The 15,280-nt window shown below is 73.0% G+C and carries 13 protein-coding genes and 2 pseudogenes; 3 read left to right on the top strand and 12 right to left on the bottom strand.

Features of this window, described 5'->3' with window-relative positions; genetic code table 11:
* Positions 1–14: 14 nt before the first annotated feature.
* The 6 genes and pseudogenes from LNW71_RS20770 to LNW71_RS20745 all read right to left on the bottom strand — a co-directional run.
* A pseudogene (locus LNW71_RS20770) lies at positions 15–1,079 on the bottom strand (ABC transporter ATP-binding protein); the annotation flags it as partial.
* Positions 1,076–1,783: a phosphonatase-like hydrolase gene (locus LNW71_RS20765; protein ID WP_308294508.1), complete on the bottom strand. Its 708-nt coding sequence runs from the start codon at positions 1,781–1,783 to the stop codon at positions 1,076–1,078. The pseudogene LNW71_RS20770 and the gene LNW71_RS20765, both read right to left, overlap by 4 nt.
* Complete coding sequence (locus tag LNW71_RS20760; RefSeq protein WP_250969604.1) at positions 1,780–2,904, bottom strand: TIGR03364 family FAD-dependent oxidoreductase; 1,125 nt, start codon at positions 2,902–2,904, stop codon at positions 1,780–1,782. The genes LNW71_RS20765 and LNW71_RS20760 overlap by 4 nt, the downstream gene beginning before the upstream one ends.
* Before the next feature lie 182 nt (positions 2,905–3,086).
* Positions 3,087–3,850: pseudogene (locus tag LNW71_RS20755) on the bottom strand (GntR family transcriptional regulator).
* 241 nt (positions 3,851–4,091) lie between these two features.
* Complete coding sequence (locus LNW71_RS20750) at positions 4,092–5,402, bottom strand: hypothetical protein (RefSeq protein WP_250969603.1); 1,311 nt, start codon at positions 5,400–5,402, stop codon at positions 4,092–4,094.
* A gap of 205 nt (positions 5,403–5,607) precedes the next feature.
* Positions 5,608–6,750 (bottom strand): ROK family transcriptional regulator, encoded by a 1,143-nt coding sequence (locus LNW71_RS20745; protein ID WP_250969602.1) that lies wholly within the window; start codon positions 6,748–6,750, stop codon positions 5,608–5,610.
* Positions 6,751–6,806: 56 nt separating this feature from the next.
* On the opposite strand from LNW71_RS20745, the gene LNW71_RS20740 reads away from it, so the two are divergent.
* Both LNW71_RS20740 and LNW71_RS20735 read left to right on the top strand, forming a co-directional pair.
* On the top strand, positions 6,807–7,952 hold the full coding sequence (locus LNW71_RS20740) for a Gfo/Idh/MocA family oxidoreductase (RefSeq protein ID WP_250969601.1): 1,146 nt from the start codon (positions 6,807–6,809) through the stop codon (positions 7,950–7,952).
* Complete coding sequence (locus LNW71_RS20735; RefSeq protein WP_250969600.1) at positions 7,949–8,428, top strand: heme-degrading domain-containing protein; 480 nt, start codon at positions 7,949–7,951, stop codon at positions 8,426–8,428. Before LNW71_RS20740 ends, LNW71_RS20735 begins: the two co-directional genes overlap by 4 nt.
* Before the next feature lie 298 nt (positions 8,429–8,726).
* Here the strand turns inward: LNW71_RS20735 and LNW71_RS20730 are convergent, their stop codons facing one another.
* The 4 genes from LNW71_RS20730 to LNW71_RS20715 form a co-directional block, all read right to left on the bottom strand.
* Positions 8,727–9,587 carry a fumarylacetoacetate hydrolase family protein gene (locus LNW71_RS20730; protein WP_250969599.1) on the bottom strand — a complete coding sequence of 287 codons (861 nt, stop codon included), beginning with the start codon at positions 9,585–9,587 and terminating at the stop codon, positions 8,727–8,729.
* A gap of 135 nt (positions 9,588–9,722) precedes the next feature.
* Positions 9,723–10,493, bottom strand: coding sequence for a YidC/Oxa1 family membrane protein insertase (locus tag LNW71_RS20725; protein WP_250969598.1), 771 nt, complete (start codon positions 10,491–10,493; stop codon positions 9,723–9,725).
* A 172-nt stretch (positions 10,494–10,665) separates the two neighbouring features.
* Positions 10,666–11,001, bottom strand: coding sequence for a DUF6412 domain-containing protein (locus LNW71_RS20720; protein WP_250969597.1), 336 nt, complete (start codon positions 10,999–11,001; stop codon positions 10,666–10,668).
* 62 nt (positions 11,002–11,063) lie between these two features.
* Positions 11,064–11,600, bottom strand: coding sequence for a helix-turn-helix domain-containing protein (locus LNW71_RS20715; protein WP_250969596.1), 537 nt, complete (start codon positions 11,598–11,600; stop codon positions 11,064–11,066).
* A 342-nt stretch (positions 11,601–11,942) separates the two neighbouring features.
* On the opposite strand from LNW71_RS20715, the gene LNW71_RS20710 reads away from it, so the two are divergent.
* On the top strand, positions 11,943–13,394 hold the full coding sequence (locus tag LNW71_RS20710; RefSeq protein ID WP_250969595.1) for an MFS transporter: 1,452 nt from the start codon (positions 11,943–11,945) through the stop codon (positions 13,392–13,394).
* 110 nt (positions 13,395–13,504) lie between these two features.
* On the opposite strand, the gene LNW71_RS20705 is transcribed toward LNW71_RS20710, so the two are convergent.
* Both LNW71_RS20705 and LNW71_RS20700 read right to left on the bottom strand, forming a co-directional pair.
* Positions 13,505–15,022, bottom strand: coding sequence for a sodium:solute symporter family protein (locus tag LNW71_RS20705; protein ID WP_250969594.1), 1,518 nt, complete (start codon positions 15,020–15,022; stop codon positions 13,505–13,507).
* Complete coding sequence (locus tag LNW71_RS20700; protein ID WP_078617706.1) at positions 15,019–15,177, bottom strand: DUF3311 domain-containing protein; 159 nt, start codon at positions 15,175–15,177, stop codon at positions 15,019–15,021. Before LNW71_RS20700 ends, LNW71_RS20705 begins: the two co-directional genes overlap by 4 nt.
* Positions 15,178–15,280 lie beyond the last annotated feature (103 nt).

Raw genomic sequence — 15,280 nt, 5'->3', positions numbered from 1 at the left:
GCCACGGCCACCCGCCCCTCGGGCAGCAGCACCGCGTCCTGCGCCGCGAAGTGCAGCGTCACGGTGTCCCCCAGTGCGGGTGTCTCGCGCAGCTCCCGGAGGTCCGCCTTGACCCGGTGACCGTCGACGTCGACGTACAACCGGTGCGTGGAGCCGCGCCACTGGACCTCGGCGATGGTGCCGGAGAGGGCGTTGGGGCCGTCGCCGAGCCCGACCAGATGCGGCCGGAAGCAGAGCGTGGCGGTGACCCCGCCGGCCACCTCGCCGGTCGGGACGGCGAGCGCGTGCCCGGCGAAGTCGACCGTGTCGGAAGCCGCGGCGACGGTGACCGGCAGCAGGTTGGCGTTGCCGACGAACGAGGCGGTGAACTCCGTACGCGGGCGCCGGTACAGCTCCTGCGGGGTGCCGCAGTCCCGCAGCCGCGCCTTGTCCATGACGGCGATCCGGTCGGCGAGGGTCAGCGCCTCGACCTGGTCGTGGGTGACGTACAGGATGGAGACGTCCGGCAGTTCCCGGTGCAGCCGGGCCAGTTCGGTGAGCATCCCGGAGCGCAACTGGGCGTCGAGCGCGGAGAGCGGTTCGTCGAGCAGCAGGACGCCGGGGCGGATGGCGAGGGCGCGGGCGATGGCGACGCGCTGCTGCTGGCCGCCGGAGAGTTCGCGCGGGTAGCGCCGGGCGTAGGCGGCCATGCCGACGAGTTCGAGGGCCTCGGCGACCCGCCCGGGGATCTCGGACCTGTCGACCTTCTGGGCCTTGAGGCCGAAGGCGACGTTGTCCTGGACCCGCAGGTGCGGGAAGAGGGCGTACTGCTGGACGACCATGCCGATGCCGCGCTTGTGCGGCGGCAGCGCGGTGACGTCGCGGTCGCCGAGGAACACCCGCCCGGAGGCGGGCCGGACGAATCCGGCGACGGCGCGCAGGGCGGTCGTCTTGCCGGATCCGGAGGGCCCGAGCAGGGCCATGACCTCGCCGGGTTCGACGGTGAGGTCGAGCCGGTCGAGGACGATGTTCCCGCCGTACGCGACGCTGACCCGGTCGAACCGGATGCCGCTGCGGGCGGCTGCGGACCCGCCCGTCACGCCTCGGCCCGCGCGATCAGGCCGGGCAGTTCGGCGACGGAGCCGAGCACGTGGGTGGCGCCGCTGCCCCTCAGCCGGTCCTTGTCGTGGGCGCCGGTGAGGACACCCGCGACGATCCCGGCCCCGGAGCGTACGCCGCTGAGCATGTCGTACGAGGTGTCCCCCGCGACGACGATCTGCCGGACGTCGTCCACGGCCCCGGTGCGCAGGAGGGCCGTGAGGACCATGTCCGGGTAGGGGCGGCCGCGACCGCCCGCGTCGGCGGGGCAGAGGGTCAGCTCGACCAGGTCCTGCCAGCCGAGTGCGGCGAGGATCGCGTCCTGGGTGGTGCGGGCGAAACCGGTGGACAGGACCACGGTCCGGCCCTCGGACCTGAGCTGCTCGACGGCCTCGCGGGCGCCCGGGACCGGGGCGATGCCACCGGCGTCGACCAGCTTCCCGTACGCCTCCTCGAAGGCGGAGTTGGCCTGCTGGGCCAGGGACTCCTCGCCGAAGAGGTGACGGAAGACGGTGATCTTGGACTCGCCCATGGTGGCGCGCACGTGGTCGAGCTTGGCGGCGTGGTCGGCGGAGCCGGGCCGCACACCGAGGTGTTCGGCGGCGGCGGAGAAGGCCTGCTCGACGAGGCCGCCGTCGGCGACGGTGGTGCCCGCCATGTCGAGGACGATCAGGTTGCGGGGATTGTTCGTGGTCAACTTCTTCACCAGCCCAGTTCGTCGGCGGTCGTCTCGGCAATTGCGGGCGAGCAGGTCATGCCGCGTCCACCGGGCCCGGTGACCAGCCAGACGCCGTCCCTCACCTGCTGGCGGTGGACGACGCGGCCGGTGTCGGTGCACTGGGCGTAGACCCCGGCCCAGCGGTGGCGGATCCTCGGCAGCGGGCGGCCGAGGAAGGACTCGACGACGCCGGTGAGGTGCTCGTACGGCTCCTCGACGGTGTCGAAGGAGAAGGGGTGCTCGTACTCGTGGGTGTCGCCGATGGTCAGTCCGCCGTCGCGGCGCTGCACCATCAGGAGCTGCATCCGGTGTTCCGCGGCGGTGGGGGCCTGGGCCTGGCCGGCGTTGAGGGCGTCGAGCGCCTCGCCGCGGTAGGCCGGGTAGTAGCGGAAGCTGTCGGCGTCGGCGACGGACGTGGTGAGCACCTCGCCGAGCGGGTCGGTCTGCATCATCTGCAGACGGACCCGCCGCACCGGCAGACCGGGCCCGGCCAGCTCGCGGACGAGGCCGCCGAGCCAGGCGCCGGTGGCCAGGACCACGGCGTCGCCGGTGTGCACGTCGCCGTGGTCGTCGCGGACGGACGCGCTGCCGACGACCTCGCGCACCTCGCGGCCCCCGAGGTAGCTGTACCGGCCGGAGGCCAGCAGCTCCCGCTTCAGGGCGAGCTGGGCGGTGCGCGGCTCGACGGCCGCGTCCCGCTCGCACCACAGGGCGGCGCCGAAGTCGCCGCGCAGGGCCGGGTTGATCCCGCGGGCCTCGTCGGCGGTGAGCAGCTTGTAGCCGCGGGCCGCCGCATCGGGGCGGGCGAGGGCCGCCTCGGCGACGGCGGTCTCCCGTTCGGTGCGCAGCAAGGTGAGCGAGCCGCAGGCCCGGAAGCCGAGGCCCGGCACCCGCTCACCGATGGACTCCCACAGCTCGCGGGCCCGGAGTGCGGTCTCCAGCTCCTCGCCGCCGGCCCGGCCGCTGACCCATATCTGTCCGAAATTGCGGAGCGATGCCCCGCGCGCCTCGCTCTCCCGCTCGATCTGGACGACCTCGTGGCCGCGGTTCACTGCGTGCCAGGCGTGCATGGTTCCCACCACGCCGGCTCCTACGACGATGACTCTCACGACGACAACGCTCCTCGGGACGGGTGACCCGTACGGATCGGTACGGCAACGGGAGGGTGAACTGGGCCCCAAACTTGGCCTAGACCCGTTACGTTTCCGTTATCGATGTGGGTCGACCTGCGGTCGTCGCGGACCGTCCGGTGGCGCTACCGGCTCAGCCGGGTCCGCTCAGCCGGGTCCGCTCAGCCGGGTCCGCTCAGGTGGGCGGTGAAGGAGAACCGGTCGCCGCGGAACAGGGTCCGTACGCGCTCCAGCGGCTGCCCGCCCCCGTCCCGGGACACCCGGTGGATCAGCAGCATGGGCAGCGCGGGCGGCGTACCGATGAGCAGCGCCTCGCGGGGGTGGCGAGCACGGTCTCGATGCGCTCGTCCGCGTCGCCGAAGGAGATCCCGAGCCGGTCGTGCAGATAGGCGTAGAACGACGAGTCGGGGTCGAACTTCTCGGCCAGGTCGGGCACCCGGGCGACGCTGACGTACGTGCTCTCCAGGCCGACCCGCTCGTCGTCGGCGAGCAGCACCCGCTCCAGGTGCCAGACCGGTTCGCCGCGCGCCACCCCGATCTCGGCGGCGAGCGACTCGGGGCAGGGGAACCGTTCCAGCCCGATGAGATGCCGCCCCGGGGCGCGGCCCTGGCGGCGCACGCCCTCCGTGTAGCTCGCGAGGGAGAGCGGCTGCTCCAGCTTGGGGCCCGCGACCACCGTGCCCCGGCCCTGCCGGGCCAGCCGCCCCTCCAGGAGCAGTTCACGCAGCGCCTGGCGCACGGTCTCGCGCGACACCTCGTAGCGCAAGGCCAGGTCACGCTCCGTCGGCAGCATGCCGCCCTCACCCAACTCCTCGATGAGGGCGGCCACATGGGTCTTCACGGCGTAGTACTTGGGGATACGGCCGTGCTCCGGGATGCCGGAGCGGATCGGTGCGCCAGGTGCCTGGTCGTGCGGGTAGTCCACGGCCCGATGGTGGCAGACGGACATGAACACGGGTGGACGCGCCGGCCGGGAACGGCGCGAAGCGCACGTCCCCGACGCCCGGGGCGCGAGGCGCCGAGTCAGGCGCGGGCCCGGCGGGCCCGGTACAGCCCGACGCACGCGTGCCCGACGCCCGGGGCGCGACGGCTCCAAGTCAGGCACGGGCACGGCGCGTCCGGTGCGGCCCGGCACGTCCCCGACACCCGGCGCGCGAGGCGCCAAGTCAGGCGCGGGCCCGGCGCGTCCGGCGGGCGCGGACCAGCACGGCTCCGCCGCCGATCAGGAAACCGGCGACGGCGAGGCCGGTGAAGGGCACCGGTACGGGGATTCCCGTGCTGGCGAGCTCCGGGATACCGGCCGGATCACGGCCGGGCGCGACCGGACGCGGGGTGCCGGTGGTTCCGGTGCCGGTGCCGGTACTGGGGCCGGTACTGGGGCCGGTACTGGGGCTGTTGCTGTCGCCGGTGCCGGGGCGGGTGCCGTCGGGGAGCCGGTCGCGCTCCTTCCCCGTACCGGCGCTCTCCCTGCCGGTCCCGGGGGTCTCACGACCCTCACGGCCCTCCCCGACCCCGCCGACCTCGGCGGTGCCGTCGCTTTCCTTGCCGGTCGCGTCGCTGTCCACGCCCTCGTCCCCGCTGTCCTCGGCCTCGCTGTCCTCGACCACGGAGAACGGGTAGTCCTCGGACTCACCGACCCACTCCCCGTCACTTCCCTTCGGCGCTCCGCCGCGTTCGGTCCGGCCGGCCGGCGGGTGCTGCCGCTGGACGATCGCGGCGTTGGCGGTGATCCGGCCGGGGCTGGTGTCGGAGGTGAACGCGAGCCGGACCTGGACGGTGACGGTGCGTCCGGCGGGCACGGTGAACCCGCCGAAGGCTTCGTCGCCCTCGCCGCCGAAGACGCCGATGTGCTCGTCCCGGTCGGTCGTCTCCCAGATGACGCGGTGCTCCACACCGGGGTGGGCGCGCTCGGAGAACTGCAGCTGGATCTGGTCCGAGGTCAGCTTGCGGTCGTCGTCGGTAAGGACCAGGACCGGGTGGATGGACCGGCAGGACCGCGAGGTGGTGTTGGTCAGGTCCAGGAACCAGGTGCCGTAGCCGCCGCCGGAGGCGTACGTGTCGGGGCCGCCGTGGATCCGGGTGTCAATCGGGAATTCGGCGGCCTCCGGATCACCGCATGAGGGCTGCTGGTCGGCGGTGACGGAGACCGGCGCGGAGGCCGTTGCCCGGGTCGGCACGGATGCCTGTGCGGCGGCCGGGCTGCGTTGCGGGGCGGCGGACGCGGTCGCGGGGCCGCCGAGCACGACGGCGGGAACGACACTCGCGGCGGCGAGCCCGAGCGCGAGCCCGTGCCTGGTCCGGCCCTGGGGTGAGGGCGGCGGCGCCGGGTGTTCCGGAGGTGTGGCGGGTGGGGCGGTGTGGGGGGCATGGGGGCGGCCTTCGCTGCTCGCGGAAACGGACGGCTCGCCCCGGACCCGGAGTTCACCGGTATGGGCCGGGACGCTGCCACGCCGCCACGGCCCCACCGCCGCAGACATGCCGCGAAGCCGCCCGGTCGGCCGCGCGGAACACCCCGATCAGCCCACCTCGGACCGCTGGTGAGACGGGTCCGGGCGGGGTGGAGCGATCGCGGGACGGCGGGACGGCAGCCGGGCAGGGTGGAGCGATCGCGGGAGGGGCGGCAGGCGGGCGGGGTTCGTCCCCTGCGTGACGGCAAGGAGACAGGACTCAGCTCCGGCGGGCTCAGCCCCCGCCCCGCTCCGGGTCGCTGCCCGCTTCCGCGCCGCCGACGCGGCCGAACAGCGGGGCGAGGACCAGCTGCGCCGCCCCTTCGGCGACCGGGCGGTCACCTCCCTGGGCGGCGACGACCGGGACCGGCACCCCGTCGGCCCCGTCCCGCCTGGCGCGCTCGTCGAGCACGGCGCGTACCCCTCGGACGTACGCGTCCGGGTCGGCGGCGACGGTGCGTCCGCCCAGCACCACCCGGTCGATGTCGAGCAGCCCGACCAGATTGGCCGCGCCCGTGCCGAGCACCCGCGCGGCCTCGGCGGCGTCGCCGCGGGCGACGGCCGCCAGACAGAGCGCCTCGATGCAGCCGCGCCCGCCGCAGCTGCACAGCACCCCGTCCAGCTGGACGGTCTGGTGGCCGAATTCACCAGCTCCGGTCCGGGCCCCGCGGTGCAGCGCGCCACCGAGCACCAGCCCGGCACCGAGCCCGGTCCCGAGATGGAGATACGCGAAGTCGCCGTCACCCGCGCCGTCGCCGGCGGCCTGCAGAGCGAGTCCGAAGGCCGCGGCGTTGGTGTCCTTGTCGATGACCACGGGCAGCCCGGTCAGCGCCGCGAGGGCGTCCCCGAGCCGGTAACCGTCCCACTGCGGGAACCCCGTGACGCGGTGCAGCACCCCGCCCCGGTGGTCGAGCGGCCCCGGTACGGCGGCCCCCACGCCGAGCACCGGCCGCGTGTCGTCGCCGCGCACGGCGGCGACCGCCCCGGCCGCCGCCGCGACCACCTCGTCGGCGGGGGCGCCGAAGTCCAGCGGAGCCGTACTGCTCGCGGCCACCGCGCCCGCGAGGTCGACGAGCACCACGGTCAGCCCGTCTCGGTCCAGATGGAGCCCCACCGCATGGCCTGCTTCCGGCACCAGCCGCAGCACGGTCCGGGGCTTGCCTCCCGTGGAAGCGCGGTGGCCGGCCTCGGCCACCAGCCCCTCGGCCCGCAGCCGGGCGGTGATCTTGCTGACAGCCTGCGGGGTGAGCCCCGTCCGTTCGGCGAGTTCGAGCCGGCTGATCCCGCGCTCGCCCGCGACCCGCAGCAGGTCCAGCACGAGCGCTGCGTTGTGGCTGCGCAGCGTCGGCAGGTTCGCGCCGCTATTACTCCTGTTCACAGACCCATTGTCTCCCGCGCTTGCACTTTGGCAACAGCGTTGCCAAAGTGGTAGGCATGACTGCCCACGCGACTCACGAGACCTCCGGACCGTCCGGGAACCCCCTGCGCGTCGGACTCGTCGGCTACGGCCTGGCGGGTTCCGTCTTCCACGCCCCGCTGATCGCCGCGACCGACGGCCTCGTCCTGGACACGGTCGTCACGTCGAACGAGGAGCGGCGCGAGCAGGCCCGTGCCGAATTCCCCGGCGTCCGGTTCGCCGCTTCGCCGGACGAGCTGTGGCAGCGCGCGGACGAACTCGACCTGATCGTGATCGCGTCGCCGAACAAGACCCACGTCCCGATCGCGGCTGCCGCGATCAAGGCCGGTCTGCCGGTGGTCGTGGACAAGCCGATCGCCGGCACGGCGGCCGAAGCGCGGGAGCTGGCGGCCCTCGCCGAGGAGCACGGGGTGCTGCTCTCGGTCTTCCAGAACCGGCGCTGGGACAACGACTTCCTCACCCTCCGCTCGCTCGTCGCGGACGGCGAGCTGGGCGAGGTGCAGCGCTTCGAGTCCCGCTTCGAGCGGTGGCGCCCGCAGCCGAAGGGCGGCTGGCGCGAGTCGGGCGACCCGGAGGAGATCGGCGGGCTGCTGTTCGACCTGGGCAGCCACGTCGTCGACCAGGCACTGGTCCTGTTCGGGCCGGCGGTGCAGGTGTACGCGGAGTCGGACGTACGCCGGCCGGGTGCGGCCGCGGACGACGACACGTTCCTGGCGATCACCCACGCGAACGGGGTCCGCTCGCACCTGTACGTGAGTGCGACGACGGCCCAGCTCGGCCCGCGTTTCCGGGTGCTCGGTTCCACCGCCGGCTATGTGAAGTACGGCCTGGACCCCCAGGAGGCCGCCCTGCGCGAGGGCGCACGCCCGACGGCGGACGCACCCTGGGGCGAGGAGGCCGAGGAGCTGTGGGGCCGGCTCGGCTCGGGCGAGTCCCCGCTGACGGGCGGCGGCACCCCGGTCCGCACCCTGCCCGGCGACTACCCCGCGTACTACGCGGCGGTCGCCGACGCGCTGCGCGGCAAGGGCGACAATCCGGTGACCGCGCTCCAGGCCGCCGCGGCACTGGACGTGCTGGAGGCCGCCCGCCGCTCGGCCCGCGAAGGCGTCACCGTGACCCTGGCCACCGCACCCGCCCACGCCGACGAGGAGCAGTCCGCATGAACCCCACCGCTCCGACCATCTCCGAGCTGATCGCTCAGGAGCGCAGGCTGACACTGCCGCACTTCGGCTACGACGACGCGTACGCGCTCGGCGGCCTGCTCGTCGCCCTGGCCCGGGAACGGCACGCGCCGGTCGCGATCGACATCCGACGCGGGGCCCAGCAGCTGTTCCACGCCGCACTGCCGGGTTCGAGCGCGGACAACGACGCCTGGATCGACCGCAAGCGCAAGGTCGTCGAGCGCTACGGCGAGAGCTCCTACCTTGTCGGGACCCGGTTCCGGGCGAAGGGGACGACGTTCGACGACGCCTCGCGCCTGAACCCGGCCACGTACGCCGCACACGGCGGCTCGTTCCCGATCGCGGTCGAGGGCGCGGGCGTCATCGGCTCGGTCACGGTCTCCGGCCTGCCCCAGGCGGAGGACCACGCCTTGGTGGTCGAGGCACTGGAACAGTTCGCCACAACACTCGGCGCCTGAACCGAACCGGAGGGGTGGCACCGCCCCAGGCGGCCCCACCCCTCCGATCTTTACCACGGTCCCCCATCAAGCCCGCGGGACCAGATCAACCCCATCCAGGCCAATGCGAGCCCAGCCCGGCCAAATCAAGCCCGTCCGGCGCTTGAGGACACCCCCTCCAACCGAGCCCGGCCAACCCAAGCCCGTCCGACGCTTGAGGACATTCCTTCAGCCCGTCCGGCGCTTGGGGACACCCCTCCAGCCCGTCCGGCGCTTGAGGACACAGCGGCACCCGGGCGAACCCTGGCACCGCCCACCCCTACGCCCCCTTCAGCTCCTGCCGCTGCCGCCCCAGCCCCGCGATCTCGAGCTCCACGACGTCCCCCGCCCGCAGATACGGCTTGGGTTCGGGCTGTCCCATGGCCACGCCCGCCGGCGTCCCGGTGTTGATCACGTCGCCCGGGTACAGCGTCATGAAGTGGCTCAGGTAGCGCACCACCTCACCCACCGGGAAGATCTGGTCGGCCGTGGTGCCGTCCTGCTTCAGCTCACCGTTGACCCAGAGCTTCAGCGGCAGCGCCTGCGGGTCGGCCACCTCGTCGGCCGTCACCAGCCACGGCCCCAGCGGGTTGAACGTCTCGCAGTTCTTGCCCTTGTCCCACGTGCCACCGCGCTCGATCTGGAACTCCCGCTCGGAGACGTCGTGCGCCACCGCGTATCCGGCGACGTGCGCGAGCCCCTCCTCGGCGGAGTCCAGGTACCGGGCGGTGCGCCCTATGACGACGGCGAGCTCGACCTCCCAGTCGGTCTTCTCGCTGCCGCGCGGCACGAGCACCGTGTCCTCGGGCCCCACCACCGTGTCCGGCGCCTTGAAGAACAGGATCGGCTCGGTCGGGATCTGGGCTCCGGTCTCCGTGGCGTGGTCGTGGTAGTTCAGCCCGATGCACACGATCTTGCCGATCCGGGCCAGCGGTGATCCCACCCGCAGCCCCTCGGCGTCGAGCACGGGCAGTTCGCCGGGCGCGGCCGCGGCGGCCCGTACCCGGGCCAGCGCGTCCTCGTCGGCGAGCAGCGCGCTGTCGATGTCGGTGACGACTCCCGACAGGTCACGCAAGGTTCCGTCGCCATCCAGCAGCGCCGGTCGTTCCGCGCCCGCAGTACCCACACGAAGCAGCTTCAACGGTCTGTCTCCCTTGGTCGAGATCGGGCCCGTCGGATGGGTGGCGGCCATCGCAGGCCTGTCCGATCCTCCAAGACGTCCGATCACTCCGCAAGACCCTGTTCACACACTGGACCGGCGCAGTCGCTTCCGCGATTACGCCACCGTGGCCATGGCGGCGCCCGCGGCCGGCATGTCGCGGTACAGGTAGGCCCGTTCGACGGCGGTCCAGGTGGTGCTCGTGACGAGGTACAGCGCGGCTGCCAGCGGCACGTAGGCGACGGTGATCAGCGTGAAGAAGGACATCAGCGGCATCACCTTCGCCATCGCCCCCATGCCGGGGACCGGCTGTCCGTCGGGGCCGGTGGTCGGAGTGATGGGGTTGGCGGCCATCTGTCGCTTGGTACGCCGGTAGTTGAACGTGGCGACCGCGGCGACGAGGGCGAAGAGTCCCAGGTACACGGCACCCTGCGCACCGAACGGACCACCGTGCGAGAGCGCGTCGTGCCAGCGCTCGCCGAGCGGGGCGCCGAAGAGCTCGTGGCCGAGCAGCTCGTTGGGGTCGTTGCCGATCTTCTGGCTGGAGAAGAGGTGGTAGAGCAGGAAGAAGGCCGGCATCTGCAGGAGGCTGGGCAGGCAGCCGGAGAGCGGCGAGACCTTCTCCTCCTTGTGCAGCTCCATGAGCGCCTTCTGCATCCGCTCGGGGTTCTTGCCGTGCTTCTTGCGCAGTTCGGCGACGCGCGGCTGAAGCTTGGTGCGGGCCCTCTGCCCGCGTGCCGCGGCCCGCGACAAGGGGTGCACGGCGAGTCGTACGAGCGCGGTGAACAGCACGATCGCGGCGGCGGTGGACGCGTTCTGGAAGAACGGGTGGAGCAGATCGGCGAAGGCGCCGACCAGGCTGGCGAAAGCGGACATGAAGGCGGACATGGATGAGCCCTCCGGGGGTCTCGTCGTGCCGGGAAGTGAATCGGACTCGGCATGACGATCCGCGCGGGGAACGCCGGGTGGTGCGTGCACGCCGCGGGGCCATGGGCGTCGGGCCGCGGTGCGGCAGCCATGGCGGGCGGGCGTACGGAAACGAAAGAAGAGGGGCGAACCCTTACGCGGCCGTCAGAAGGACACGGCCGGGGGCTCGGGGGCGCCTGCGCCCCTTGGCGTCGGGATCTCGCTGCGGCAGGAACGCGGTGCGTTTCTCCCGGTCCCGCATCGCGGTACGGACCCGGGTGCGGGGCACCGGGACGGCGCAGCGCGCGCTGATGACCGAGCAGGCGACGAGTGCGGTGCCGGCGGCCGCGGTGGCGGCGAGCGCGACCGCGGCGGAGAGGCTGCCGCCTTCGGCGAGCAGTACCTCGGCGAGGAAGAAGACCAGCAGACCGGCGGGGCGGAGCAGCCGGGTGAGGCCACCGCGTGCGCGGTTCATGGCACCTGCTCCCATGGGCTCTCCCCCTTTCGCGCTCCTGCGGCCGCGTCGTACGACGGCACTTCAATCATCAACCGCTAACCGTTATACACGATCGCCTTCGAGGGCCGCAGGAGTCGGCGGGGCGAGAGCAGTGCGCGACTGACCGGATTGTCCGGGTCCAGGTCCAGCCCGTCACCGGGCCGCATCTCGACCTCCTCGGGCGGCACGGGCGCGGCACAGGCCGGGCATTCGCCCCACGCGCCCAGTTCCGTGCCGCAGGCGGCGTGAACGAAAACACGCATCGGAAGCGTGCCGGGCACGTGATCGCGCCCCCACACGCCGAGGGTGCGGACGACCGGCCAGAGCGCCTTGCCGCTGTCGGTCAGCAGGTACTCCTCACGCGGCGGCGACTCCTGGTAGCGGCGCTTCTCCAGGACCCCGGCCTCGATGAGGGACTGGAGCCGGGTGGCCAGGACGGCGCGCGGGACCCCGAGGTGCACCAGGAAGTCGTTGTACCGGCGCACGCCGTAGAAGGCATCGCGCACCACCAGGAGTGTCCAGCGCTCACCGATCACCTCAAGCGCGCGGGCGATGGAGCACTGCTGGGTCACGTAGTCCTTGCCGAGGGCCATGCGGCCACTTTACCCCTCCTAGGTTCGATGAATGAACTGACCGTGCTAGCGTCAGCACATCCACACAAGTTCATTCACCGAACCGACGCCCGGACCGACGACCGGACCGGGCGACCGGCCCCGACTGCCGGACCGACGACCGGATCGGGCCGACCACTGGACCGCTCCGACCGCACCGGCTGTGCCCACCGCGTCGACCGCGCGACTCCGAGCCGAACCGACCCGACCGAGTCGCGCGGAGGCCCGCTGAAAGGCGCGCGAAGGCCGCTGGACCAGTCACACAGCGGCCCGGTGACCCCACCACCCGTGGACAGCGGCCTGTGACTCCGCTGCACAGCGACCATGCGAACCCCGGAGCGATGCCATGGCCCAGCCCGTACGCCCCCGCCCCGCGCGGCCCACCAGATCCGCGGGCCCCTCTATGCGTCCACAACCGCGACCACGTCCGCACCCGCACCCCGCCCCGGGCCGACGCTCGCGATCACCGCGGTCGCCACCGCCGTGGCGCTGATGAACTACACCTCGCCGATGACGACGGTCCCCACCGTCTCCGCCGCTCTCGGCACCCCGCCCTCCGGCCAGGCCTGGCTGCTCAACGGCACCCCGCTCGGCCTCGCCGCCGTCCTGCTCGTCGCGGGCAGCCTCGCCGACGACTACGGCCGCCGCAGGCTCTTCCTGATCGGCACCCTGGCTCTCGGCGTCACGACGGCACTAGGCGCGCTGGCGACCGACACCTTCACCTTCACGCTGGCGCGGGTCGCCCAGGGAGCGGCCAGCGCCGCGATCCTGGCCACGAGCCTGGGACTGCTGGTCGGCGCGTTCCCGGCGGGGGCGGCCAGGATCAGGGCGACCGGGATCTGGGGCGCGTTCGTGAGCGCGGGGATCGCGCTCGGCCCGCTGCTGGCGAGTTCGCTCGGGTCCGTCGACTGGCAGCTGACGTACGCCGTGCTGGGCCTCGCCGCCCTCGTCACGGCCGCCTTCGCGTTCCGTACGCTCACCGAGTCCCGCGCCCCGCGCGGCGCCCGGCCGGATCTGGCGGGTGCGGCGGTGCTGGGCCTCGCGATGACGGCGCTGCTGACCGCGTTGACGCTCGGCCGGGAGGGCTGGCTGCGCGCACCCGTCGCACTGCTGCTGCTCGCCGCGCTCGCGCTGGCCTTCGCGTTCCTGGCGGTGGAGCGGCGGGCCGCGGCCCCGCTGATCGACCTGTCCCTGCTGCGCAGCCGCGCGTTCCTGGCCTCGTCGGCCGGCGGGCTGTTCACCGGGCTCGCGGTGATCGGCCTGTTCAGCTATCTGCCGACGCTGCTCCAGGAGGCGCTGGGCCTGTCGGCGCTCGACTCGGCGTGGCTCTTCCTGCTCTGGTCCGGTACGGCGTTCCTGGTGGCGCTGCAGGCGCGCCGGCTGACGGGCCGGGTCACGGCCCGCCACCAGCTGGCCGCGGGCTTCGCCCTGCACGCGGTGGCCGTGCTGACCCTGCTCGGCACCCTGGGAGTCACCGCGCACCCTGGCCCGGCGGTGTGGCTGCGGCTGGTCCCGGCGCTGGTCGTCTCGGGCATCGGGAGCGGGCTGCTGAACGCCGCGCTGCCCCGGCTGGCGGTCGAGTCCGTGCCGCCGGAGCGGGCGGCGATGGGATCGGGCGCGAACAACACGGCCCGCTACATCGGCTCGTCGGCGGGCGTGGCGGTGACGATCGCGATCGCGACGACGGGCACCGGCGCGAACGGCGCGCTGCTGCTGTCGGTGGGACTGGCACTGCTGGCGACGGTCATCGTCCTGCTGCTGCGCGAACGCCACTGACACCGGCCCCGGAAGCACCCCCGCCACCACCACCAGCAGCAGCCCGGACCCCGCCGTAAAGCGTCACCGCCCCGCCGCCGGCCCCGTCGCGAAGCGTCACCGCCCCGCGCTCACCCCACCGCCCCCGCCGCCGCCACCCGCGCCTCCTCCTCGATGTCGTCCCGCGCCAGCACCTCGTCGTCCGGCCGTTCGTCGCGCTCGCGCGGCCCCGCGTACGTGACCGCCAGCGCCACGGCCAGATTGGCGCCGAGCGCGACGATGCCCGCGTTCACGCCCCACACCGGATCGTTCTCCGTGAACACGAACCCGCACACCACACCCACCCCGACGACCAGCCCGCTCATCGCCCCGAGCAGAGTCAGCCGCCGCCACATCAGCCCCAGCAGCACCATGGGGAGCAGCTGCGCCATTCCCTCGTACGAGATCAGCGAGAGCCGCACGAGGGTGTTCGGCGCGGTGTACGTGAGCAGCAGGGCCAGGCCGCCCGCGATCACGACGACCACCTGGGCGGCGCCCTTCTGCCGCTGTTCCCAGCGCGGCACGAGCGAGAGCACGCTGCGTCCCCACATCGTGCCGATGACCAGCATGAAGACGGCCATCGGCACGATCGAGGAGAGCGCGGCCGCCACGCCGATGATCCCGACCGACCAGGCCGGCAGCGAGTCCACGACGAGCTTGAAGAGCGCCAGGTTGGACTCGGCCCCGACCAGCCCCGGCACGACGAAGAGCGCCGCCATGCCGAGCAGCATCGGCACGAACAGCAGCACGTTGTAGGCGGGCAGCCACATCGCGTTGCGCCGGAGCACGTCGGCGTTCTTCGCGCCGAGGTAGCCGGCGACGGTGGTCGGGAAGATCACGACGGTGAGGGAGTTGAGGAACGAGGTGGTGACGAACCAGGCCTGCCCGAGCCCGCTGTCCCCGTGCCCGGGGAAGGTCAGCCACTCGCTCTTCTCGGTGACGAGCCGGTCGAGGAAGGGCCCGTAGCCGTCGAAGTAGTGCATCGGTACGTAGACGGCGAGGAAGCCGAGCGTGGCGATCACCATCACGTCCTTCAGCACGGACACCCACGCGCTGCCGCGCAGCCCGCTCACGACGACGAAGCCGGTGGTGACGGCGAAGGCGATGAAGTAGGCCCAGTTCAGGCTGATGGCGCCGTAGGAGATCGTCGAGACGACCACGCCCATGCCGGTGATCTGGAGCTGGATGTACGGGAGCAGGAAGACGGTCGCGAGTACGGCGACGAGCGCGCCCAGCCAGGGCCGCCCGAAGCGGTGCGCGACCATGTCGGTGATCCCGACGAGGCCGTGCTTGCGCGCGTACGCCCAGAGCATGGGCCCGACCACGTAGCCGACGGCGTAGCCGCAGGACATGTACGCCACCACGTAGAGCACCGGTGCCCCGTAGTTGTAGCCCCAGCCCGCGGCGCCGAGATAGCTGAAGCTGGTGTAGCCCTCGCCGGCCATCAGCACCCAGATGAAGACGGTCCCCAGGCTGCGCCCGCCCACCGACCACTCGGCGAGCCCACCGCCCTCTCCCCCGCCGCGCCGGCCGCGCACGGCGAGCAGTCCGAGGGCCACGGTGGCGACCATGAAGACCCCGAAGACGGAGGTCGCGACGGCGGCGTTCACCGGCGGTCCCCCCGTCGGGTCAGCCATACGGCGACGGGGGTCAGCACGGTCGCCCCGAGCAGCCAGAAGAAGAGGAACGGCAGCCCGAGAACGACGGGCCGGACCCGGTTCACGAACGGCAGCGCCCCCAGGTACAGCACGTAGGGGACCAGCAACCACAACAACTGCGGACGTCGTCTGAGCACGTCAGGGAACCTTAGTGACCCCGCCCCGGCGGCACACCATCGCCCGGCGGCTGCCCCCGTAACCCCCGTATCC

Source organism: Streptomyces sp. RKAG290, assembly GCF_023701695.1.
In the GTDB taxonomy this organism is placed as follows: domain Bacteria; phylum Actinomycetota; class Actinomycetes; order Streptomycetales; family Streptomycetaceae; genus Streptomyces.
This window is presented reverse-complemented; position numbering and strand designations above follow the sequence as displayed.